Here is a 24,145-nt window from a genome sequence, read left to right on the forward strand (position 1 = left end):
TAAAAACCCTTTCTCTAAACCGATGAAGTAACAGTTTCCGCCGCCTCATAACTAGGGAAAAACCTTTGAGTAATCCAAGCAGTTACAATATGAGAAAGCAATCCCATCGGCCCAGCAAAAAAACACAAAGCCAAAGAATGAACCGTCCAAACTCCTGTCCGCTGTCCTTCCAAATAAATCCAGCGCCCGACAAACAAGTCCATCACTAAAAAATGTATCCATCCCGTGGCCGCTGCCGTTTCCTCCCCCAGAAACTTAGCAATATCTGCTAGCTTGGGATTGGACAAAGCAGCCGCATTTTCCGCCGTCAGACTGCTACCAAACAAATATATGTAAAAAGCAGCGAGAATCGCAAACGGAATGAAGGAATTCATCACTTTTCGGGTAATTCCCCAGTTGGGTAATAAAATCATAATTGCCCAGAAAGGCACAACGAACAGATTACCGGCATTAAAAATTAGTTCGGGTGTCATAGTTGGCTCTTGGCTCCTGCGAATTCAATTCAATTAAGGATGTTCAGATTATTTTACACAATTTTTGCTGAAATTTCTCAAAACCCGAAAAAAGCTCATTCACAAATGAAATAGAATTGCTATACTTATCTAAAATTTCAAATCTTCCATCTCAAATCGATTAAGCCAGTACAGCCCATGACAAATTATAATAACTTTCCCGATTGGTGCAAGCAAAAAGAGAATCTCTCGCTTGATGCTAAACATACGGTAGAAATACTGTTGCAAATATCAGACTCTTCTGAGTGCGATCGAGCCAACGCAATACTTTTTAATACAACAGAACTTAACCTCAAAAATCTTCAAATTACCGATATCCGCCCCCTCTCATCTTTCACTCAACTTACTAATCTCATTCTCGGCAGTAATCAAATATCTGACATCGCCCCCCTGCAATCTTTAACTAATCTGAAAACTCTGGTTATAGATGTTAATACAATATCAGATCTCAGTCCGCTTTCATCTCTGACAAATCTGAGTATACTCGTTCTCGATACCAATCAAATCTCAGACCTCAGTCCCCTGGCAGCTCTAACTAATCTTACCGCACTTGTCTTGTTTGACAACAAAATTTCTGACATCACTCCGGTGAAAAATTTAACTAACTTAAATGCGCTGATTCTCTACAACAATCAAATTTCAGATATCGCTCCTCTGGTCAATTTAACTGAACTCCAGACACTATACCTTTACAATAATAAAATATCGGATATCACCCCCCTGGCTTCCTTGAAAAATCTCACTACGCTGTTTCTCTTCGGAAATGAAATATCTGACCTTACTCCGCTGGCATCGCTTACTAACTTGAATAAATTGGTTTTATTCCAAAATCAAATCTCTGATATTAGTCCTTTGACATCTCTAACTAATTTAATTGAACTCAACCTCGGTAACAATCAAATATCAGACATCAGTCCGCTGAAATCGTTAACTAATTTGACTGAACTTTATCTGTTCAACAATCCGATTTCGGATACCAGCGCTCTACAAGCTTTAAATAACTTATTTTTGCTTGACTTGTACAACAATCAAATCTCTGATATTAGTTCCCTGCAATCTTTGCAAAAGTTAACTACGCTGGACTTGCGCGGGAATCCCATTGTTAATAAAATTTGCCCTGTCAATCCTGAATCTATATGTCGGTTTTAATTCTTAAGGTCGAGGCAAGATGGCGGTTTATATAGTATAATGTTTAAGGTGAATATCAGGAGAAAGTGATGAGCGGACACGATGCTTTGATGTTAGGATTGCTGCTGTTGCCAGGTTTGGCTTTGTCGATCGCAATTCTGGGCGCTTTTGCCGCTGGTGGATAATCAGTCTTTAGCACTCATCAGCGCTCCAGCAAGCAGTTTACTGGTTCCGAGAGGGCGGGTTTATCTATTTTTTGAGTTGCCGACAATATCTTTGGCAAAACCCGCCCGCTTCCTTCTGCCATAACTTACAAAAATTGTGCTGTCACATCGGAATTTACTAAAGTATTCGCGCACAAAATACCCGATGCTGCGACGGCGGGGACGCCTATTCCGGGCATGGTGCTGTCTCCCACGCGATACAAGCCTTTGACTGGTGTTTGCGGCCCGGGAAATGTGCCTTTTCCGGCGGCGATTGCAGGCCCGTAGGTTCCTTGATATCGGCGTAAAAATCGGGCGTGGGTTAGCGGTGTGCCGATCGACTCTAAGACTATTCGCGATCGCAAATCGGGTATAATTTTTTCTAAAGCTTGAAACAAAGATTGCGATCGCTCTCGTTTTTTTTCCTGATAACCGTCGCCGTACTCCCAACCTGCGTAAGGTTCTAAAGTATAAGCGTGAACGGCGTGATGTCCGGGCGGCGCGAGAGTTGCATCCCACACTGTCGGAATCGAAATCATGCAAGTATTTCCGGGTACTGTAATGTCAACCTTGCTGTCGTGAACGACGACGTGGTGGCCGGTTAAACCTTCTCTTTTTTCGGCTTTAATTCCTAAATGCAGGTGCATGAAACTGTCTACTGCTGGCATCGACAAAGCGTTTTTTCGGTAGCTTTCCGGCAAATCTTCAGGTCGCAGTAACTTTGTATAAGTATCCCAGATTGTGGCATTTGAAATGACAATTGGGGCGCGGATAACTTCGCCATTTTTCAAGCGAACGCCGGTGGTTTGGCCCGCTTCAACTAATATTTGCTCGACGGGAGATCCCAGGCGCAATTTTCCTCCCCAGCGCTGCAAACCTCTGACTAAAGCATCGACGATCGCACCGCTGCCACCTACAGGATATTCGATCGCACAGCGCGATCGTTCGCCAATCATAAAAGCTATTTCCGGGGCGACTGTTCCGTGGGCTTTCAAACCCGACAGCAAAAAGCACTCCAAATCTATCAAACGCCGCACCCAAGGGTCACGCACATCCCGATCCATCAAGGAACCTGCTGAACCCGCGATCGCACCTACTAGCGGCAACAGCTTCAGCAAAGCAGGCGAGTACCGAGACAGCAAAACAGGTATCAACTGCCAGTCGGATCTCAGCGCTAAAGCCGGAATTCCACGCAAAGCTTCATACAAAACTAATAAATTTTGTTGAAATTGCTGCAATTCTACAGCACCTTGCGGTGCGAATTTAGCTACAGCATCTAAGTAACTTCTCGCATCAGCATAAATCGGCAAACTTCCTTCTGGAAAATGGTAATGCCCCAGCGGATCGTAGGAAATTGCTGCGATCGATTCCTCCAAAACATCAAAAACTTGCCGCAAAGGATTGAACGACCGGGGGTCAGTCAAACCGCAATAAAAAGAAGGCCCTGAATCAAAGTGAAATCCCCGGCGGGAAAAGCTGTGAGCTGCCCCGCCCGCTATGATGTGGCTCTCGCAGACGAGCACCCGCTTGCCGTAACGAGCTAGCATCGAGCCGGCGACTAAGCCACCAATACCGCTGCCAATTACGATCGCATCAAAGTCTTGCATTTATCAAATGTGGTATAATTGTATTATTTCTTGCTGACTGTTGACAGGGTATTTTTTGGGGAGGAAAACTATGAAACCTTTATCTATTTTAGATGAAGTTGTTCGCGAATTAGAACAAGATGTCCATCTCTCGCGCATTAAAAAAATAATATTTTTTGCTTGTAAAGACTTTTGGGAGAACGATCCTGCCCAACTGGCCAGCGCCGATCTAGGAATTTTAATCGAAGAACTGTGCGCCAAATACAGCAGGTTAGAAGATATTGAAGCAGTTTTAAATAGTATAGTCTCTAAAGTTAATAAAAAAACAGAGTATGCTTTAGTAACCGACCTCATAGTCTGTCAACTTAGCAGGCTGTATGAATTTGAAGATTTCACCAAATTAGAAATAAATATATCTAGTTTTGGCGGGCAGGAAGCTCCCGCATTTGAAGAACACTTTAGTTCGGAAGTATCAAGCAACGAAGAAAGGGCAAGAAACCCCGGCCATTTATTTGATGTCAGACAAAAAATTTTGCAGCAAACAAATCCGCTGAGGGCTAAAATCCTAATTTTTTCTACTCTTTATCACCAGTTTACTTTTAGCGATCGCGACTGGCTGCTGCTGAAAACTCAAGAACTTGACAATCTGCTGCGACAACTGTTTGATGTCTGTGGTAGCCTAGCCGAACTCGAATCTCAGTTGTACACAACTGCTAGCAATCTCGACAACAGAGATGAAAACGACCAAGCTGCGAGCGTAATCATCAAAGCGATGAATCCTTGTTACGCAAAAATGCAACAGGAAGAACCCCAGGAAGCAGAATATTCGGCTAGTGAAGATTACGATCAAACACATTTAAACAACAGTGTTTATGAAGAGAGCGAGCTGGTGGACAGGCGCAGCGATTATTTTGATCCAGGCGATATTACTCAAATCATTCAAGCTGCTCCAGCTCACTATCATTATGACCCCCAGAAGAGTTACTTAGTGCCGGACACGGCAAAAAATGTACAGTTCAAAGAACCCGAAACCAGCAGCAATAATTCTGGTGCAGATTTCAGACAGGAACTGGTAGAAACATTCTCAGTTGCAGAAATGCCGACAATTATCGAAAATTTTGAACCACCCGATCCTGTGATTAGAAATATTAGCGATTCCATCAAACGCAAGTTGGGATTGGAAGAAGAAATGAAAGGATTAGTCAGTCAAAGTGCTAACTCCGCAACGGCGCAAATAGAAAATATATTTACCCAGTTAGAAGCTGCATTGAACGAAAAATTTTCTACGGGAAGTGCAGAGGAGCGTTTGTACTGGAAATACAAAAATCTCAGAGACTATGTAGGAAAAGTTCAAAATTTTACCGATAAATTAATGGAGATTTTGAGCGAATTGGAGTCAAAAGAAAGCGACCAATATCCTTTGGAAGCCCAGGAAAATATTGCTGAAAATATTTCAGAAATACCGCTAGAAAACTCTAGCCATAAAGCAAATCAGTATCAGCTTCTGGAAATGGCAAAACAAGGTAAACCAAAGGCGATCGCCCAATTGATTAATCAATTGCTACAGCCTAAGGGAATTGCTGCTACAGCGGGATTTAAAGACGGTTGGCTCCATGTGATTCTGGAGTCGGCTGAGGTACCAAACCAACAGGCTACAGCTACATACATTCACAAAAAACTGTGTACTTTAAAATCCCCATATCTTACTCATGTGAAAATTCACGGGCGACCGTTGGGTAGCAAAACAGTCTCTTGGACTCAAGAGTTTCTGAATTAAACTCATTAAATCCCCAGACTCTAGTCTGGGGCTACACAAACTAAGTCCGCCTTCGCAAACTGAAATTCAAGAAGTTTCATCAAATTTTCCCGATTCTAGTTTGGGGCAACACAAACTAAGTCCACGCGAACTACAATTTAAGAAGTCTAGAAATAGCACATTGTACCTAATTAACAATAAAAAAATATGAATGCCAGCGAAATCTTAAGGCGATATACATCAGGAGAACTAGATTTTCAAGGTATGAATCTGAGAGGCGTATACCTGAGCGGTGCTGATTTAATTGGCGTCAATTTAAGCAGTGCTGACCTCTGGGGTGCAAACTTAGCGCTGTCTTACCTGAGCAGAATTAACCTTCAGCGCGCAAATTTAACTAATGCAAAGTTGTGCGGTGCTAACTTAAATCAGGCAAACTTGAGCGGAGCAAATTTGTCCGATGCAGACTTCCACGGAGCGACTTTGCAAGGTGCAGACTTTCGCAGAGCCAATATTTCTTTAGCAGTTTTTATCGATGCAAATTTGACCGGTGCAGATATGCGAGGAGCCAATTTGCAAGGTGCAGATTTGCGCGGTGCGTGCTTGCGGGGTGCAAACTTGCGCAAGGAACAGCGGATTTTTGAGGGTGCAAATTTGCGGGGTACAAATTTGAGCGGTGCAGATTTGCGGGGCGTCAATTTGCAAGGTGCAGATTTGACTAAAGCTAATCTCAGTCACGCGAATTTGACAGAAGCATCTCTGGGGGAAGCAAATCTGACTCAGGCGAATTTGAGCGAAGCTATTTTAGATGGCATATATTTGACTGAAGCAATTTTGGTAGAAACAAATTTTTCCTGGGCTGTAATGACAAATGCTAAGTTGGAAAGAGCTGTGTTAATTGATGCTGAATTTGCTGGCGCTAACTTGCGTGGTGCATTTCTTCCTGATGTTAAGTTGAGCAATGCTAATTTAGTTATGGCTGACTTGAGTCGAGCTAATTTGGTGCGGGCTGATTTGAGTCGAGCTAATTTTAATCAGGCAAATTTGAGTGAAGCTGATCTGACAGATGCTTACCTGGCTAGAACAGATTTGCGGGATGCAATTTTGCATCGCACAACTTTGATTAGGGCAGATTTGAGCACTGCTAATTTAGCGGGTGCTCAATTGCGCGGTACAATCATGCCAAATGGAGAAATGCACCTCTAATTAGTTGTAGTAGCAATTTAACCATCTTCGCAAAATAGTCACTTTAATAGTTAAGGCAATTTCGTAAGATTAAAAAAAGAGGGCAATGCTATGTTAAATCCAGGAAAAATTTTACAAGAACGTTATCAATTGCAACAGCGTTTAGGACGCACAGCGGCCGGTCATCAAACTTGGCTAGCAGTAGATTTAGAGTCTCAAGAACAGGTGACGCTGAAAATGTTAGCTTTTAGCCCGGAAATGCAGTGGGAAGAACTCAAGCTTTTTGAAAGAGAAGCACAAGTTTTGCAGGCGCTAAATCATCCCCGCATTCCTTGCTATCGAGATTATTTTTCCCTGGAGCGGGAAGCCGGAGCAGGATTGCCTTGGTTTGGGTTAGTGCAAGATTATATTCCGGGATTTTCCCTTCAGGAATTATTAGAAAAGGGTCAGGGTTTTTCCGAAAAAAAAGTACGAAAAATTGCCACTGAAGTGCTAGAAATTCTAATTTATTTGCATGAATTAACCCCCCCAGTTTTGCACCGAGATATTAAGCCGAGTAATTTAATTTGGGGGGAAGATCAGCAGGTTTATCTAGTAGATTTTGGTGCGGTACAAGCTCAAGCGGCGGTGACAGGTGTAACGTTTACAGTGGTAGGAACGAGTGGTTATGCACCCTTAGAACAGTTTTGGGGGCGGGCGGTGGTGGCTTCGGATTTGTATGCTTTGGGAGCTACTTTAATTCATTTGTTAACGGGGGTGACTCCTGCGGATTTGCCACAGAAAGATTCTCGGATTCAGTTTAGCGATCGCATAAGTGTGAATCCTAGTTTGGTAAGCTGGATTGAGAAGATGACGGAAATCGCGTTAGAAAAGCGTTTTAGGACGGCGAGAGAGGCTTTAGCAGCTTTGAAATCGGGAAACATACAAGGGGCTAATCTTCAAATTGAGACTGTGAGGAAAATTGCCAAACCGCCTCACAGTCGCATTCAAGTTAGCAAATCAGCGACGGAGTTAAACATTAAAATTCCGTCTAGTTTAGTCAGAAAGCCTTTTTCAGTTTCTGTTAGAGGAATATTTTTTTTACTGCTACTGGGGCCAATACCTTTATTATGGTCTATACAAGTAAATTTAGCTATTGGATTAGGATTGTTTACGATTATAGTAGCTATTGGATTAGGATTGTTTACGATTATAGGAAGTATCTTACTTAAAATTGTGGGTCAGGGTAATAAAATTACATTTAACCGGAACTACTTTAAACTGGAACATCAGATATTTGGTTGGACTTCTTCACAACAAACTGGGGAAATTTCGGAAATTTTGGGTACTTTTATATATACCATGACTGACGGAAATCAAATCCGGATTCGTTCAGGCAACGATAGGGGAACTTACTTTTATATTTTAGCACAAAATTTGAAAGAGGTTGAGGCGGCTTGGTTAGCGCAAGAAATTCAAGATTGGTTAAATTTAAGATAAGTAAATTTAGTACAAAACTGCGATCGCTCAATGATGAGAATACATGAGCCACTCAAATTAGATTATGGCAAATTATAGGATTGTTTTTGGCCTCAATACTTTAGCTGTCTTGCTGGTAGGGGTGGTAAGTTTAGCCTTAAATGGGTTTGGTTTTTCGGTAAAAGGGTTATTTTTTCCGCCTTGTCTTGCGACATATCCGGGGGCGGATTTCTTTTTTCTGATGTTCCAAATGTTGTTTTATTTGTCTGTAATGGTGTGCGTTTTTAGCTTTGGTTTGCTAAGAACTACTCAACCGAATCATCCTGAAAATTAGTTTATTTTAGGTTCAGCGATAGTTACGGGATTTTTTCTATTTAATGAAGTTTTTCGCACTCATGTTCACCTCGGACGCGCTGGATAACTTAAAGTTACAATAGTTATTATCTACGCTGTTGCTGCGGTCGTTTATGGATTAGCTTTTAGGAGGCCAATAAAATCAACGCCATACTTTTTGTTAGTAAGTGGCGTTGCTTTATTATTTTTGGCATTTTTGCGGAAGCATTGCCATGGAAAAATGAGGCAATTTTCAGCTTGCTTGAGGGTATCCCCAAGTTGTTAAGTGCGGTGAATATTGCGCTTTATTTTGGGTGTGTTTGTAAGGGTTTAATACTCCGATCTCTCAATTTTTATAACAACACATCAAATCCCGAATTAAGTAAGTTTAATTAGATCGGGGCGGGTTTACGAGCTCGTTAGTTTGAGACATCGACAGTTGCTAAAACCCGCCCTTACATGATTGTAAAATCGGTTAAAACAAAAAGTACCGCTGCGCCATTGGCAAAACTGTTGCCGGTTCGCAAGTTAACAATTCCCCATCCGCCCTCACTTCATAAGTTTCTGGATCGACTTCCATTTGTGGCAAATAATCGTTGAGTTTCATGTCTCTTTTGCTAATTTGTCGTGTCCCGGAAACTGCTACAGTGGGCTTTTGTAAACCGAGTTGTGCAGCAATACCTCGATCGCGCGCCACCTGACTTACAAACGTCAGACAAGTCGCCGCAATCGCCCCGCCAAAACTGCCAAACATCGGCCGCATATGCACCGGTTGCGGCGTCGGAATGCTGGCGTTAGCATCTCCCATCTGCCCATAGGCGATCGCCCCTCCTTTAATTACCAGTTCCGGTTTCACCCCAAAAAAAGCCGGCCGCCACAAACACAAATCCGCCAACTTTCCCTCTTCCACCGAACCGACATACTGACTAATTCCGTGAGTAATCGCCGGATTAATTGTATATTTCGCAATGTACCGCTTCACCCGAAAATTATCATTTTCTCCGCCTGCTTCCCCCCCCTGATAAGGGGGGGTGAGGGGGGGTAAATGTCCCCGCTGCACTTTCATTTTATGTGCCGTTTGCCAAGTCCGAATAATCACCTCTCCAACTCTTCCCATCGCCTGAGAATCAGAAGAAATCATACTAAACGCACCTAAATCGTGCAAAATATCCTCAGCAGCAATAGTTTCCCTTCTAATTCTCGATTCAGCAAAAGCCACATCTTCAGGAATGCCTCGATCCAAATGGTGGCAAACCATCAACATATCTAAATGTTCTTCTAAAGTATTGACAGTGTAAGGGCGAGTCGGGTTAGTTGACGAAGGCAAAACATTAGCTTGTCCGCACACTTTAATAATATCCGGTGCGTGTCCGCCACCAGCACCTTCGGTGTGGTAAGTATGAATGGCTCGATTCTTAAAAGCGGCAATTGTAGCTTCCACAAATCCCGCTTCATTGAGAGTATCCGTGTGAATTGCAACTTGCACGTCGTACTCGTCAGCTACATTCAAACAAGTGTCGATCGTTGCTGGTGTAGTTCCCCAATCTTCGTGGAGTTTCAAACCCATTGCACCGGCAATGATTTGTTCGACTAATCCTTGCGGTTGACTGCTATTTCCTTTACCTAAAAACCCTAGATTTACCGGAAAAGCGTCGGCTGCTTGCAGCATTCTGTACATATGCCAAGGCCCAGGAGTGCAGGTGGTGGCGTTTGTACCCGTTGCAGGGCCTGTGCCGCCGCCGATCATGGTAGTGATGCCGGAGGCGATCGCCACTTCTATTTGTTGCGGACAAATAAAGTGAATGTGACTGTCAATTCCCCCAGCCGTGAGAATCATTCCTTCACCAGCAATTACTTCTGTACCAGGCCCGATAATAATATCTACCCTATCTTGAATGTAAGGATTTCCGGCTTTACCAATTTTGTAAATTTTGCCTTCTTTAAGGCCGACATCGGCTTTAACAATTCCCCACCAATCTAATATTAAAGCATTAGTAATTACCGTGTCAACCGCACCATCAGCATTAGAAATCGGCGATTGTCCCATACCGTCGCGGATGACTTTGCCTCCACCGAATTTGACTTCATCGCCGTAGGTTGTGAAGTCTTTTTCTACTTCTATGAATAATTCTGTATCGGCTAATCGGACGCGATCGCCCACAGTCGGTCCGAAGGTTTCCGCGTAAGCGCGGCGATCCATTTTGTAACTCATTTTAATTAGCTCCTCACTTGATTATTTGTTCTTTTCACAATATTAGGAAGTGCAGTAGGGACACGGCAGTGCCCTGTCCCTACGGGAATATATCGATCGGGGGTGTACTTCATAAACCTGGAATCTGCTGTAATAGTTCAATTGTCTTTCATCCATCTAACATACCGTTCACTTTCCCATTAAAGCCGTAGACTTGACGACTACCAACAAACGGCACTAATTGAACTTCCCTTTCATCTCCCGGTTCAAACCTGACTGCTGTACCTGCGGGAATATCCAACCGCATTCCTTTTGCTTGTTCTCGATTAAATTCTAAGGCTTCGTTTGCCTCGTAAAAGTGATAGTGGGAACCGATTTGAATGGGTCGATCGCCTTTATTTCCTACCAGCAACCGCACCGTTGGGCGATCGGCATTTAATTCTATTTCACCTGCTAAAACAATCATTTCCCCTGGAATCATTTTTTCCTCCTGTGAATCTCTGTGGTTGATTTTTTAACGGATCGGATCGTGCACTGTCACCAACTTAGTTCCATCGGGAAAAGTCGCCTCTACCTGGACTTCATGCACCATTTCTGGTATCCCTTCCATCACATCTTCCCGCGTCAGGAGAGTTGTTCCATAACTCATTAAATCGGCGACGGTGAGACCATCTCTTGCTCCTTCTAAAATGGCTGCGGAAATGTAGGCTAGTGCTTCTGGATAGTTTAATTTTAAACCTCTTTGTTTCCGGCGCTCTGCTACCAGGGCGGCGGTGAAAATCAGCAGCTTGTCTTTTTCTTGGGGGGTGAGTTGCATTTTTATTCTTGTAAGTGCGATCGCATTATTTGGTGATGATATCGTTTACGGTTGTTTCTGAATGATTAAACCGCAAAGGGTGCAGAGGAAGATAAGAGAGAGATGAATAATCTAGTTAGGAGGACAACTATACATTGAAACTCAAAGATCATCCTATTTTATCCAAACTCTGGGCAAACAGCAAGGGCGTTGTGAAAAAGACAAGCGCAGCAAGTGCCAAATGCTGACAAACCAGTCTCTCGCTGCGGTGGTGGATGTACCGCGATATCGGCACAGTAAACCGTTAGGAATACGAGTCACGCCGACGGTGGAATTACCAGGATTAATTGTTGCCTCAGATGGCAAATTTCGTACTTTTTCCACGAGATCTGTGGTGACGGGTTCGCCTACCCAAGCGAGGGTGGCGACTACGGGTTTTCCTGCGAGGCCGTGAGGGCTTTCGAGCATTTCTGAGCCACCTTTGAGAAATTGTCTGTCAATCCATAAAGGGCTGTTTTGTTGCCAAATTTCGGTGTGCGATCGCCATTCTCCAGATAAGAACTTTTCGCCCCTTGCACTGCGTCCAAATCGGGTAATTTCCCACAGTAAAATCCTCGCTGTTGGCGCTAATTCTACCCGCAAATTTTGCCGATATATTGCGCCGTCAAAAACTATTGTTTCTTGTGGCAGCCATTCTAAATTAGCACCGATATCTAGTTGAATGTCAATATTTTGTTGTGATTCTAGTCCGCTGCTGCGATAGATTTTACCAGCGGCAGCCGTGGTAATCAAGGCTTTGGCGTTGGGTTGGAGGTGAAAATGGCTGGAAAGTCGATCGCCCCCGACAACTCCCCCAGCCGTGTGCAAGATGACGCTGTGACAAACGTCTTTCCCTTCAGGATAAAACGGACGCTGCACCTTCAGGGGTGCTTGCATTTGATTGTGAATGATTTGAGTTGCACCGCTGCGGTTAGCGTAGACTAAATTGAGGCGACCGTGCCATCCTTTTTGAATGTTATTTGTAGGTGTATCAGTCGAGTTTTTAATCACAGATTTTTCTATTCTAATTAAAGGTTGAATGGGAAATCTTTTTCATGTTTATTGAGATTTATATTTATCATTTTTGAGCTAATATCACATAGTCATCAACTGAAGAATTTAAGTCATAATGTAACTTAAAGTGCTGGCGGGAAAGTGGACTGATAAATTTCTGAACAGGTAAATTTTCTCTAGCAAGTTTTCCAAAGTTAGGATGAGATGTCCTGCTACCAGTTGAACTTAAATATTTATACCAAACTAAGTTTAAGCCCAGTTTATCAACAAATTGTCGTACTACACTTAGCTCCTGTTGGCAATCATCAACTCGACGAACATTGTATGGTATCAGCAACTTCTTTTCTTGAATAATTAGCAAACCGTAACCCGAATCATTCAGTCGGATTAAAACGGTGTGTTTTCCGGCGGAATATCCCTCATACTGAGACTTTACCATGATTGAACCTGCTACCGTATTAAAATGGCAAACGTTTAGGAATGAGAAAGGCAATGGCGATTCGCTCTTACTACTTCACTGTACCGCACTCAACAGATGTCAGCAAAACAGGGGGGAATTACTCAAATTTACAATAAATTTTTTGAAGAACCAACCAGCCAACTTTATAAACTTCATGCTAAGCTCGATCGCCAAGTAATGCAAGCTTACGGATTTACTGACAGCGACGATATTTTAGCAAAACTGCTGGAATTAAACCTAGAACTGGCCGAAAAAGACAAACGGAGAGAATCGGTAGTTGGGCCTTGTGCCCCAACTGACTAAAAATACTAATCGTTGTAATCATAAGTTTTGTGAATTTGCTTATAATCACATAGATTGTTGATAGAGATCACAAACACTCTAGTCTAAAAACAGAGATACTAGGGGAAGAGTTAATTTTTGAGTTCAAGATTTCCCAATTCAAAATTAAACACTCAAAACTGCTTTCCGCCTTCAGCATAAGTGCATTCTGCTTTTCTTCGCTCCATTACTCCTAATTTGTTTGGGAGGAACTTTCAATGTTATTATTTACCCACAGTCAGTCCCCAAATAGCAAGGTAGAGCAAGATCACTCTGCTAAAAAAAAGTTGTTACAGCATTCATCTATTAACTTAACTGGGATAAAGGGAGGAGTTAACCATTTGCGGATTGGTCAAAGAATTAGCTATGGCTATGCTTTAGCTATAGGCATAGCGATTTTGGGAACTGGTGCGGGAATGAGATTGGGAGACTACTTTCGCAAGCAAGCTTTAGTTCAGGTAAATGTTGCCCAACAGCAGCAGCAACTGCTGCAAAATTTGCAAAATACCGTATTTGAATCCCGATCGCACGCGGCGAGATTGCCAGTCGTTTTGGGAAACACGGTGGGGCTGAAATACGAACAAGATCGGTTTTTCGGGCCAATTACTCAGGCGAAAATTCTGATTTCAGAAATTGAATCTTTTGCACGAGAAAATCCCGATATACTAGCAACAGAAGAGGCAGACTTGCACGCTATATTGAAGAAATCGGCCCTCGTCATAGATTACTACGGTAAGCTAATTAAATTACAGTTAAAAGAAGCGGAAGTTTGGAATTTGCAGCCCAACAGCATCGAATCCGCACAGCTACAAATGTTGAGGACTAGCAGCGGTCAAGAGGCGATCGTACTAGATAACCTTGCTCAGAGTTTAACCGAGCTAATTGCCGCAGTAGAAACTCACAAACAGCAAGGAATCCAAGCATTAGAAGAAGCTGGAAGTTTGCGAAACCGAATTATTCTCGGGAGTATGCTAATTTCAGCACTCATCGCCGTCGCGCTGGCGGACAAAACCAGCCGCGCGATCGCCGAACCCCTCGAAACCGTCACTAATGTCGCTCAGCAAGTCGCTCGCGAATCGAATTTTAACCTGCAAGTACCAGTCACAACCGACGACGAAATCGGAGTTTTAGCGGCGTCTTTCAATCAATTGATTCAGCGAGTTAGCGAGTATACACAAGAACTAAAACAAACTCAATCCCAATTAATTCAGACCGAAAAAATGTCATCTCTCGGTCAAATGGTTGCAGGGATAGCCCACGAAATCAACAATCCCGTCAACTTCATCGGCGGCAACATTGATTATGCCAACCAATACATCGAAGATTTAGCAGGTTTGGTAACTCTGTATCAAGAATTCTATCCAAACCCACCAGATGCCATTCTAGAGCGCATCGAAGACATTGAACTCGAATTTCTCAGAGAAGATTTGCCAAAAACCCTTTCTTCGATGAAAATGGGAGCCGATCGCATTCGCGAAATTGTCGTATCCATGCGGAATTTTTCGCGATCGGACGACGGAAAAATGAAATCAGCCGACATTCACGAAGGAATTGATAGCACCCTCGTTATTCTCAATCACCGACTCAAACAAGGTATTCAAGTTATTAAACAATACGGCAAGTTGCCTGCGCTTGAGTGCTATCCCGCGCAACTGAATCAAGTATTTATGAATATTATTAGTAATGCAATAGATGCGCTGGAGGAGGTAAAAAAGGAAGACAAAGACTATTCGCCAACGATTTGGATTAGCACGGAAATTACGGCCGACAATACTGTCATCGTCAAGATTCGGGATAACGGGCCCGGAATTGCGTCCGCCAGTGCCCAACAGATATTTGACCCATTTTTTACTACAAAGTCGATCGGCAAAGGTACTGGATTAGGATTGGCTATTTCCTATCAAATCCTTGCCAAGCATCAAGGCAAAATTGAGGTAAATTCTCAAATAGGACAGGGCACGGAATTTGTGATTACTTTGCCAGTTGCTGGGTAATATAGGACGGGCTAGAAGCCCATCCCACCAATATAGGACGGGCTAGAAGCCCATCCCACAAATCCTGCAAGAATTACTATAAGCTGGCGCGCATCTAACTTGAAGAATCCTCTTTGTGAAAACTCTTGTGGGGTGGGCTTTGAGCATCGCCCTAAATAAATAAAGTTAAATGTCGCAACAGCTTATTAACTCCCAAAGGATTGAATTTTATGGGGGCGGAGGGACTTGAACCCACACGACCGTTTCGGGTCAACGGATTTTAAGTCCGTAGCGTCTACCATTCCGCCACGCCCCCCTTTGGTCAAGCTGCTGTGGTTTTGAGCCACTAACAGCAACAGCCTTTTATTCTACAGCCAAAACCCCAATTTACGCAACCCCTAATCAAAAAATTCCCAAAAGTCGCGCTGGATCTCCCCAAGCGGTACAATAGTTAACCAGCTAACGGAGCGTGTCAACCGACTTACCCGTGTTATTTTTCCCCTAAAGCAAATCTATGTATATTACCTTACTGCTTTACGCCGTCTTGGCAGGAGCCTACCTCCTGGTAGTACCCGCGGCCACCTACGCTTACCTGAACACCCGCTGGTACGTCGCTACGTCTTTTGAGCGCGGCTTCATGTACTTCTTGATGTTCTTCTTCTTCCCAGGTATGTTCCTCCTAGCTCCCTTTTTGAATTTTCGGCCCAAACGGCGGCAGATAGAAGCCTAAATGCGACGTATTGACGTAATTGGAATCAGTCTCGGCTTTTTTGTAGCAGGTGGGTTTGTCTACTTGCTACTGCAATTGGCCGGACTCGACAGTATGAATGCAGGGATTTGGAGTCAGTTGTTTTTGGTCGCCGGCTTGATTGGCTGGCTGGTGACTTATTTATTTCGAGCACTGACTCAAAATATGACCTACAGCGAGCAACTGAAAGAGTACAAAGATGCTGTCTTGCAGAAGCAGCTAGATGCACTCACTCCTGAAGAATTAGCCAAACTTCAAGCCGAAATTGAGCAGGAAAAAGATAATTAGTCAATAGTCCTTAGTGCTCAGTTATTAGTTATTAGTGAGCTGTTAGTGATTAGTTATTAGCAATAAACTCTCTCTCGAATGACTGGGGAATAAAAACTCATGAATAGTAATATTGACGGCTAACTAATGACTGATGACTGATATCACGTTCCCTAAAATAAGCGCGATATGTTTGTAGTGAGGACTTCAGTCCCAGCGAGTTTTATGAGGAAGGAATTCCTGACTACAAACAAATTTGATTGCGATCGATCGAGGGGAAATCCTATGTATGATGACTGATAACCAATGACTGATGACTAATAACTAATGACTATTTCTAATTGTTTTGAAACGTTACGCAAGAACCACCAATGTGCGTTGATTCCTTTTATTACTGCTGGCGACCCAGACTTGGATACAACTGCTAAAGCATTGCAAATTTTGGATGATAACGGTGCAGATGCGATCGAGCTTGGCGTTCCCTATTCTGACCCGCTAGCTGACGGGCCGGTGATTCAAGCCGCTGCTACAAGGGCTCTACAGCGGGGAACGCGGTTAGATGCGGTGCTGGAAATGGTAGCGAAAGTTAGTCCGAATTTGCGATCGCCCATCATTCTCTTCACATACTACAACCCGATTTTGTACCGAGGTATAGAAACCTTTTTGCAGCAAATCAAAAGTGCTGGAGTTCAGGGATTAGTTGTACCAGACTTGCCCTTAGAAGAAGCAGACAGTCTCATCCAACCTGCCAACAAATTAGGGATTGAACTAACATTATTAGTTGCTCCCACAAGTCCCAAAAGTCGCATAGAAGCGATCGCTCGTCAGTCTCAAGGATTTATTTACTTAGTAAGTGTGACGGGGGTTACGGGAGTACGCGAAGGCCTAGAAACGAGAGCAAAAGAGTTGCTGCAAGAACTCCGCGCCGTCACCGACAAACCCATCGGTGTCGGGTTTGGTATCTCGAAACCCGAACACGCTCGCCAAGTGAAAGAATGGGGTGCAGATGCTGCGATTGTTGGCAGTGCTTTTGTCAAACGCTTGGCCGAAGGAACTCCCCAACAGGGCTTAGAGGCGATCGGCGAATTCTGCAAGAGTCTAAAAACAGCGATTCAAAATGATTAGTAACTGTGCAGATACTTTCAGCCATTAGACAGATGTGTGCGATCGGGATGTGCCTCCACAATTGCGATTAAAGACCTTGTTGTACTTGAGATAATACACCACCTTCCTTCTAGTTCCTGACTAGAAGGTTTTTTTTGAGCCGAAAACCCAAAACATTTCAACCTAGTGCGCGCATGGAGAACCAAACACGCAGCCAAGTAGGGAAATGGCATTGCCTTTCATCCTGTCAACTTAAGGCAAAATGTAGTGCCAGAATGCTGTTGGACGATTAGGCATAGATCACCCGGGCGCCCCATTCTTAAGGGTAGAACAGTCCACTCTCTCAAAGTCGCCTTTCTTAAGGGGGATGCGAGGCGGAGCTAGCCTCGCGAAGGAGCAAGATTTATTAAAGTTTTCACGCGATTGTTGACACAAATGGACACAGCGCCTTCTCCGGCACGGGGAACTGCGACTTTTAAGAATTGCTATAAGATTCAGAATTGTCGATTGCTTCCTGGTTGCTTCTTGTTGCTTCTTGTTCCTTGTTCCTTATTCCTTCTCCTATAACTTGAGGAATCTAACTTGAGATAGATGAAAAGCTCCTGTTTCTATTCCTATACTTAAAAAGTGTTGAAGTGGCTATTTTTGTAATGCTAGCCATATACAAAGCCACCAGGCATTTTTGAGCATATCACAATAGAAAGGAGCATTTTTATGAAGAGACTAACTGCATTTCTGAAAAAAATTCGAGCTGTACAAATTTTAACAGTGTTTCTGGCTGGCATTTTAGTATTAGTAAGCACGGCCTGCAGCGGCTCTGATGTGATCGCAGGAAAAACTGATGTGATGCCAGGAAAAGGCAAAACAGCCGACCAAATTAGAGAAGAAGTGCCGAGCGGGGCTGTAACTTCCGAATACAAAGGTGGCATGAACGACTACAGTGATGTCGATCCCAGAAACAAAAAGGTGACAACAACAGAAGCAAAAGCTCAGCTTCTCAAAGATCAAGCCCAGAAACGCATTGACACGAAATCTAGCAACAATGTAGGCGAAAATGTACGGCGGGTAGGGGATGACGCGCCTGACAAACTCGACAAAATTGGCCAAAAGGTGAAGGATGATGCTCGCACAGCCCAGCGCAAAGCTGATGACTTTGGCGACAAAACCAAACAAGGCTTTGCTAATCTTAAAGAAAACACTCGCGAAGGCTTGAAGGGAGCAAAAGATATTGTTAAAGAAGCCACGCAGGGAGCAAAAGAAAGAGTATCAGAGGGTACTGAGTCCCTGAGATATGGTACCAGCGGCGGCCAAGAAAATATCAATGATGCAGCGCGAGATGCAAGATAGAACGCTGAAGAGGTCTCGGAGAATATTTGCTAGAAAATAAATCGAGATGTTGACATAACTCAACGAGTGGCAGAAACAGTAGCAGACGCGATCAACTAATCTCAAATAACGCTGTTTCCTTCTCGGGAAGCTAGATTCCGACAGGGGTTTTAACCCCTGTCGGAATCTAGGTAAAGTCATGTGAAGACTACTGCCTATTACCAGAAAGAATTGGTTTAAAGCCCCAAGCCTGATCGGGAGAAATTAAAAGAAGACTATTCATTACTCCAATCCTCTTCTTTCCAGGTAGAGGTCGCTATCCCAGCTCAACTGTCAACTGTCAACTGAATATTTGATTTGGTTTTAACCCCTGCGAGGGCTATTAAGCCGGAAGTAGAGTGCAGGGCGGGTTTCAGCAGAATAAAACGTCGCTGTCTTTTTCTAGGCGGGACTGGATTACTACTAATTTCACGACGAACTTTTTATTATTTATATATATTTTATTTGGAATTTTTAAGGTAAAAATTTTTCCCTATAGTAGCGGAAATTTTGGCCGATCGAGCTCTATTAAATTTCATTAATTACACGTTGTATTTTACAATACTTCGGACAGTTTTAGAGCCGAGCGAGTGTCCGAACCCATTACTGGCTATATAGTGGACTATTTTTTCAATGTTTAAGTCGAGCGCTAAGTTGCCTAAAATGGGTTAAAAATGGCAGGGCTTCCTCCGTAAGGCTTACAGGGTCGTTAAAAAACTGTCCGAACTATTGATTTTACAGACACGATACAGCCGTGTTTATACGGAATTTCGAGTTTATTTAACGGCATCTGAGATTTGTCGCAGAAACTTATACGTAAGTAAAAGGCTTCAACCCCGATCGCCAAGGTATAAAATGTTGTTTATTAACAGATAATTAGAATTTTCGATCGGGCGATCAAAAATTATGGTGTTTATGCCCTAAGATAGATACACTAAGTTTTGTCAAGCTAACGTCGGATTTGAGGTCAGCCGATATGGACGCAACAGTAAATGTAGTGGATTTAACTGCGCTAATGCCTACATCTAGCCCGATCGCGCAATCGTACACCGATTCTGGAAGGGCTGTCGATCGGCTGGGCGCGCGTCATCAAGACAGGCAACCCGGCTGTAGCAAACTCTTGCAGTTTCGCAACCGGCGCGCGACGGTCAACAATCTCGATATTCCCGGCACAATTGCTGCGCGCATTATAAAACTCTACGCCCGCAGTTACGTTTTTGTCGCGGAAAATTTTCGCGACGCGGTAATCCGAGAATACGATAGAGTAAAGCAGCCGTCGTTAATTGCATCGCTCGAAATAGTCCTCAAGCGAACAGACATTCTCGACGAACTAGAACCAAGCCCAGTTATTTAAAAATATATGAAACCTCTTAATATTTTAATTAATCTTGACTGTTACCGACCCGAATTAGAGGGAGAAAATTGAGCCAAAAGAGGCGACGGATTCGGGATATATTCGAGTCCTAATCCGACGTGAATCGACATGGGAAATGGAGGAAAACCTTATCTTAGGAATTGTGTTTCGATGCTAGTAACGATGATGCACGACTTTTACGATTCGCTGGCACATTTGGCAATCTATGCAGGTGCTGCACCGACGGAGCGCCAACAAATCCTTAAGCGCGTTGCGGCTAGTCAGCAAAAACTCAAAGAATTCGCGCACCATACCCCGATCAATTACCAACACCAGTTCGATCTGGTTGAGGCAGAATGGCTCCGCGTTTTGGGGCAGACAGCAGAAGCAATGGAACTGTACGATCGAGCTATTACCGGAGCTAAAGCTAACGAATATTTGAATGAAGAAGCTCTGGCCTGCGAACTCGCTGCTAAGTTTTACCTGTCATTGGGAAGAGAAAAAATTGCGCGAGTCTACATGATAGATGCGTATGATTGCTATGTCCGCTGGGGAGATCTAGCCAAAACTGACGACTTAGAAAAATGCTATCCTCAATTGTTGGAACAGATTTTGGCTCCACCAAAAGTCGTTGCAAATCCATTAACAACTTGCACGATCCCTGCCAAACAAAATCAATCGCTCCATCCATCCATTCATCCGTCTGTGTCGGCGAGCCTCTCAGATTTCGGAAATTTTTCAACACTGCTAAAAGCTTGTCAAGCGCTCTCTAGTGAAAGAGAACTCGATCAACTGATTGCCAAACTGATGCAACTGGCGATGAAAAATACAGGCGCTGACAAAGGAGCGCTGATTTTGCCAAACGGCAATCAATGGGAAATCGCTGCTATAAGCGCGATCGACAATTTTGGAGTCGAGCGGGCGATCGACTTATCATCCGTAACACTTGATGAAAACAGCGATATCTTGCCCCTCAAAATTGTTGACTACGTTAAAAATTTATTGAAACCTCTGATTGTTCGGGATCTGGCTCAACAACGCGATTGGGATTCCAACTCCTACATCCTCAAATACCAACCGCAGAGCCTGTTGTGTTGGCCGATTCTCGATCAAGGCAACTTAGTCGGCATTTTGTATCTGGAAAATCGGTTAACCGCAAGAGTTTTTACCCGCGATCGCCTGCAACTTCTCAATCTCCTGTGTTCCCAGGCAGCCATCTGTTTACAAAATGCTCTGCTGTATAAAAAATATCAGGATTACAACCAACAATTAGAGCGATCGCTAGCAAAAACCAGCCGCACCGAAGCTCAGCTTGCAGATCAGAAACAAATGCTCCAAGCGATTATTGATGTCGCTCCGATTTGGATTTGGATGGTTAATCCCAGTGGTAAAGTACAGTTTTTGAACAAAACCTTTTCTCAAGATGTGGGCGTGCCTGTGAGCGCTTTCCTAGCTGTCGATCATTACAAAGATATACTGGGAGAGGATGCAGCGGGGTGTCTGCTTTCTGATGCCGCCTGCCTTGCCCAAGATTTGCCACATTACTCTAGCGAAACTCTCAGATTTGTTGACGGTAAACTACACTATTTAGAAGTCACGAAAGTGCAGCTAAAAAATTGCCAGGGTGAGACGATCGGGATTATTGGTTTGGGTGTTGATGCCACTGAGCGCAAGCGAGCAGCGGAACTTTTGCAAGAGCAAAACCAACAGCTAGAAAAAACTTTAAAAGATTTACAGCAAGCACAACTGCAACTCGTGCAAAACGAAAAAATGTCGGCTTTGGGCAATTTAGTCGCCGGAGTTGCCCACGAAATTAACAATCCGATTGGGTTTATTTCTGGCAATTTAAATGAAGGTAAAAGGAGTTTGGAAGATGTTATAGAACACTTAGAATTGTATCGCTCCGCTGCACCGAAATCGGAAATAGCCGACCACGCGGAAGAGATAGACATCGATTATCTCTTGGAAGATTTACCGAAGATGATTGATTCAATGCAAGTTGGGTGTGATCGCATTTGCAGCATCAGCACCAGTTTGCGTACTTTCTCCCGAGGCGACAAAGACTACAAAGTTCCTTTTAATATTCACGAGGGCATTGATAGCGCTATTTTAATTTTGAAACACCGCCTCAAAGCAAACGAACACCGCCCGCAGATCGAAGTGATGACTAAATACGGCAATCTCCCTAAAATCGAATGTTTTCCCGGTCAATTAAATCAAGTTTTCATGAACCTGCTTGCCAATGCGATCGATGCCTTAGAAGAGTCAAATGTAGGACGCAGTTTTAGTGAAATTGTCGCAAATCCAAACCGCATCACGATTTGCACTGATGTACTGGGCGAAGAACACATTAAAATTAAAATTGCTGATAACGGCATCGGCATGAAAGAGGAAGTGAAACAGCAGATATTCGACCACTTGTTCACGACGAAAGGTGTCGGCAAGGGAACTGGATTGGGGTTGGCAATTGTCCACCAGATTGCGGTAGAAAAACATGGCGGAAGCATCGAGGTGGAGGCGGAGCCAGGAATTGGCACTGAGTTTGCGATCGTTTTGCCTGTGAAGGGATAAAATATATTAAAATTAAATGGTTTTTGGGCGAGTCCGGGTATTAGTCCTGCACGGACACTGACTGATGAAACCCGGTTTCTTCCTATATTTCTCGTTCCGCCTCGCAAAATTTCGTATAAACCGGAAATAAGCGCCCATACGGGAGCTCTGAAAGTGTCCGAAGTGTTGTTATAGTTAAACTTAAAAGTTTTTTGGGCGATCGCGCGATAGTAAGTAGGTTATTACTCACAAATTGCACCATTTTCAATAAGCATTTTACGGGCGAGCTCACGTGGTCACCCCACAAGAAAAGTCACTCTTTGTGGAACAGGTCGGAAAGCCTGTTCTTGGGCATGGTGGAAGATGTGAGTTATTACAAATGAACATTATATGAGGAGAGGGCGGGTTGATAAATATTGTGGAGGTGAATGAAAGATTGTTCGTAAAACCAGCCCTCCAAATAATCTTGCCGGTAATTTACCCCACACGCTCTAATTTAATCACTCGGTAAACTCAATTTTAATACCTGTCCCACAGATACCTCGTGCTTGTGTGTCGCTACTACCACCGCACCTTCTAATCGCGGATCGTAACATCCCACCCAAGCGGCAGGATGACATTCGTGCACTAAATACCCGTACAGCCAAATTGCTCCTCTACCTTCAATGACAATTCCTTGGCTGAATTGAACGTGTTGAGGAAGTTTCAAACCTTGTAAATCATTGGGTGTGATGATACCGTCTTGAGTTGTAATTCGCAAGCGCAAATGTTGGTAAGCTAAACCGTCTTGAGTTTGATGGGGGATTATTTTTAATTCAATAGGATTCATTGGATGCACAAATGTTGAATACTGCGATAAAATCATATACCTTTTAGGGTAAAGTGGGAATCCGATCGCCAACTTTGAGTCCCAATTGGGCCGCCCTTCCGCCTCTGAGTTCAATAACTCCGTCAACGGGAACATCCGGGCCGTAGTTGGGGCAGGTTTCGCTCAAACACGGCGGTACGTTAGGAATTATCGCCTGCACGACGCCTTCCCGCAGAAAAACCATATCCAGCTCAATAAACACGTTTTTCATCCAAAAACGCACGTTTCGCGCCGGTTCGATCGGGAAAAACATTCCTCTGTCATCCGGTAATTCTGTCCGAAACATTAAACCTGTCGCTTGTTCTTGGGGAGTTTGTGCCACTTCCAGTCCGATCGCGCGATCGGCTATAATCGTGTTAACCGAAATTGGCAAAAGCTGACCCATATCTATCCCCCCAAACAGCGATATAAAGTTGGATTCAGTCAGGTTAAATCTTCCCGAAACAACTCCTAAATAGTTGCCAGAATTTTTATCTTGCATAACAGTTTGGTTATCAGAAACCGAAATATTCAAATCGCTAAACTTCATGCCTTCTGTCAAGACAATTTTATCATTTCCGTTGCCAAAATCTGTAATTACATCGGCTTGGGCGACAGTAGATGCGGCGGAGGTTCTTTCAATCACAAATAAATCCTCCCCCGCGCCTCCTGTCAAGATATCCCTGCCTTCGCCGCCTATTAGCAAATCGTTACCCCGATCGCCAAAAATCCAATCGGAGTCTTGTCCTCCATAGATTGTATCGCTTCCCTGCCCGCCAGACAGCGTATCAGCGCCTTCATTTCCTGCTAGCAAATCATTTTCCCGATCGCCAAAAATTCGGTCGTTTCCCCCCAAACCTTGAACAGTATCATTACCTGCCAATCCTCTAATTGTATCGTTGCTGAGAGTTCCCAGGAGAAAATCGAAGCCGAAAGTACCGTCGATGTTAACCATTTT

Annotated in this window: 22 protein-coding genes and 1 tRNA gene; 13 read left to right on the top strand and 10 right to left on the bottom strand. The window is 43.7% G+C overall.

Annotation, left to right across the window (positions count from 1 at the left end; all coding sequences use genetic code 11):
- Nucleotides 1–14: 14 nt before the first annotated feature.
- Nucleotides 15–473: an ABA4-like family protein gene (locus QUA40_RS04920; protein WP_333122273.1), complete on the bottom strand. Its 459-nt coding sequence runs from the start codon at nt 471–473 to the stop codon at nt 15–17.
- A gap of 177 nt (nt 474–650) precedes the next feature.
- On the opposite strand from QUA40_RS04920, the gene QUA40_RS04925 reads away from it, so the two are divergent.
- Nucleotides 651–1,661 (top strand): leucine-rich repeat domain-containing protein, encoded by a 1,011-nt coding sequence (locus tag QUA40_RS04925; protein WP_333122276.1) that lies wholly within the window; start codon nt 651–653, stop codon nt 1,659–1,661.
- Between the two features lie 289 nt (nt 1,662–1,950).
- Here the strand turns inward: QUA40_RS04925 and QUA40_RS04930 are convergent, their stop codons facing one another.
- Nucleotides 1,951–3,450 (bottom strand): NAD(P)/FAD-dependent oxidoreductase, encoded by a 1,500-nt coding sequence (locus QUA40_RS04930; protein ID WP_333122277.1) that lies wholly within the window; start codon nt 3,448–3,450, stop codon nt 1,951–1,953.
- A gap of 70 nt (nt 3,451–3,520) precedes the next feature.
- Between QUA40_RS04930 and QUA40_RS04935 the strand changes: the two genes are divergently transcribed.
- The 4 genes from QUA40_RS04935 (at nt 3,521) to QUA40_RS04950 (ending at nt 8,159) form a co-directional block, all read left to right on the top strand.
- The gene (locus QUA40_RS04935; protein ID WP_333122280.1) at nt 3,521–5,206 is read left to right on the top strand and encodes a hypothetical protein; all 1,686 of its coding nucleotides are present in this window, start codon (nt 3,521–3,523) and stop codon (nt 5,204–5,206) included.
- Between the two features lie 186 nt (nt 5,207–5,392).
- A complete protein-coding gene (locus QUA40_RS04940; RefSeq protein ID WP_333122282.1) occupies nt 5,393–6,388 on the top strand; it encodes a pentapeptide repeat-containing protein in 996 nt (331 codons plus the stop codon).
- A 90-nt stretch (nt 6,389–6,478) separates the two neighbouring features.
- The gene (locus QUA40_RS04945) at nt 6,479–7,846 is read left to right on the top strand and encodes a serine/threonine-protein kinase (RefSeq protein ID WP_333122284.1); all 1,368 of its coding nucleotides are present in this window, start codon (nt 6,479–6,481) and stop codon (nt 7,844–7,846) included.
- Nucleotides 7,847–7,910: 64 nt separating this feature from the next.
- Entirely contained in the window at nt 7,911–8,159 is a 249-nt protein-coding gene (locus QUA40_RS04950) for a hypothetical protein (RefSeq protein ID WP_333122286.1), read from the top strand.
- A 474-nt stretch (nt 8,160–8,633) separates the two neighbouring features.
- Here QUA40_RS04950 and ureC read toward each other — a convergent pair whose 3' ends face one another.
- The 5 genes from ureC to QUA40_RS04975 all read right to left on the bottom strand — a co-directional run bounded on the left by ureC (nt 8,634) and on the right by QUA40_RS04975 (nt 12,637).
- Nucleotides 8,634–10,370, bottom strand: coding sequence for an urease subunit alpha (ureC, locus tag QUA40_RS04955; protein WP_333122288.1), 1,737 nt, complete (start codon nt 10,368–10,370; stop codon nt 8,634–8,636).
- A 148-nt stretch (nt 10,371–10,518) separates the two neighbouring features.
- Nucleotides 10,519–10,830, bottom strand: coding sequence for an urease subunit beta (locus QUA40_RS04960; RefSeq protein WP_333122290.1), 312 nt, complete (start codon nt 10,828–10,830; stop codon nt 10,519–10,521).
- A 33-nt stretch (nt 10,831–10,863) separates the two neighbouring features.
- Nucleotides 10,864–11,166 (bottom strand): urease subunit gamma, encoded by a 303-nt coding sequence (ureA, locus tag QUA40_RS04965; protein WP_015179363.1) that lies wholly within the window; start codon nt 11,164–11,166, stop codon nt 10,864–10,866.
- Nucleotides 11,167–11,319: 153 nt separating this feature from the next.
- Nucleotides 11,320–12,195, bottom strand: coding sequence for an urease accessory protein UreD (locus QUA40_RS04970; RefSeq protein ID WP_333122293.1), 876 nt, complete (start codon nt 12,193–12,195; stop codon nt 11,320–11,322).
- A 67-nt stretch (nt 12,196–12,262) separates the two neighbouring features.
- Nucleotides 12,263–12,637 carry a hypothetical protein gene (locus QUA40_RS04975; RefSeq protein WP_333122296.1) on the bottom strand — a complete coding sequence of 125 codons (375 nt, stop codon included), beginning with the start codon at nt 12,635–12,637 and terminating at the stop codon, nt 12,263–12,265.
- Between the two features lie 96 nt (nt 12,638–12,733).
- Between QUA40_RS04975 and QUA40_RS04980 the strand changes: the two genes are divergently transcribed.
- Both QUA40_RS04980 and QUA40_RS04985 read left to right on the top strand, forming a co-directional pair.
- Nucleotides 12,734–12,961 (top strand): hypothetical protein, encoded by a 228-nt coding sequence (locus tag QUA40_RS04980; protein ID WP_333122298.1) that lies wholly within the window; start codon nt 12,734–12,736, stop codon nt 12,959–12,961.
- A gap of 236 nt (nt 12,962–13,197) precedes the next feature.
- On the top strand, nt 13,198–14,973 hold the full coding sequence (locus QUA40_RS04985) for an ATP-binding protein (RefSeq protein ID WP_333122300.1): 1,776 nt from the start codon (nt 13,198–13,200) through the stop codon (nt 14,971–14,973).
- 210 nt (nt 14,974–15,183) lie between these two features.
- Here QUA40_RS04985 and QUA40_RS04990 read toward each other — a convergent pair.
- A tRNA-Leu gene (locus QUA40_RS04990) sits at nt 15,184–15,268 on the bottom strand.
- A 198-nt stretch (nt 15,269–15,466) separates the two neighbouring features.
- Between QUA40_RS04990 and ndhL the strand changes: the two genes are divergently transcribed.
- The 6 genes from ndhL (at nt 15,467) to QUA40_RS05020 (ending at nt 22,361) form a co-directional block, all read left to right on the top strand.
- The gene (gene ndhL, locus QUA40_RS04995; RefSeq protein WP_333122303.1) at nt 15,467–15,682 is read left to right on the top strand and encodes an NAD(P)H-quinone oxidoreductase subunit L; all 216 of its coding nucleotides are present in this window, start codon (nt 15,467–15,469) and stop codon (nt 15,680–15,682) included.
- Entirely contained in the window at nt 15,683–15,988 is a 306-nt protein-coding gene (locus QUA40_RS05000; protein WP_333122305.1) for a DUF3007 family protein, read from the top strand.
- Between the two features lie 306 nt (nt 15,989–16,294).
- The gene (trpA, locus tag QUA40_RS05005) at nt 16,295–17,092 is read left to right on the top strand and encodes a tryptophan synthase subunit alpha (protein ID WP_333122308.1); all 798 of its coding nucleotides are present in this window, start codon (nt 16,295–16,297) and stop codon (nt 17,090–17,092) included.
- 693 nt (nt 17,093–17,785) lie between these two features.
- On the top strand, nt 17,786–18,418 hold the full coding sequence (locus QUA40_RS05010) for a DUF6658 family protein (protein ID WP_333122310.1): 633 nt from the start codon (nt 17,786–17,788) through the stop codon (nt 18,416–18,418).
- 994 nt (nt 18,419–19,412) lie between these two features.
- On the top strand, nt 19,413–19,790 hold the full coding sequence (locus tag QUA40_RS05015) for a hypothetical protein (RefSeq protein ID WP_333122312.1): 378 nt from the start codon (nt 19,413–19,415) through the stop codon (nt 19,788–19,790).
- Between the two features lie 171 nt (nt 19,791–19,961).
- Nucleotides 19,962–22,361: an ATP-binding protein gene (locus QUA40_RS05020; protein WP_333122315.1), complete on the top strand. Its 2,400-nt coding sequence runs from the start codon at nt 19,962–19,964 to the stop codon at nt 22,359–22,361.
- Nucleotides 22,362–22,836: 475 nt separating this feature from the next.
- Here QUA40_RS05020 and crn3 read toward each other — a convergent pair whose 3' ends face one another.
- Nucleotides 22,837–23,169: a CRISPR-associated ring nuclease Crn3/Csx3 gene (gene crn3 / locus QUA40_RS05025; RefSeq protein ID WP_333122318.1), complete on the bottom strand. Its 333-nt coding sequence runs from the start codon at nt 23,167–23,169 to the stop codon at nt 22,837–22,839.
- A 43-nt stretch (nt 23,170–23,212) separates the two neighbouring features.
- Entirely contained in the window at nt 23,213–24,142 is a 930-nt protein-coding gene (locus QUA40_RS05030; protein WP_333122321.1) for a DUF192 domain-containing protein, read from the bottom strand.
- Between the last annotated feature and the right edge of the window lie 3 nt (nt 24,143–24,145).

Origin of the sequence: Microcoleus sp. Pol11C3 (assembly GCF_036701485.1) — a bacterium.
In the GTDB taxonomy this organism is placed as follows: Bacteria; Cyanobacteriota; Cyanobacteriia; order Cyanobacteriales; family Microcoleaceae; genus Microcoleus.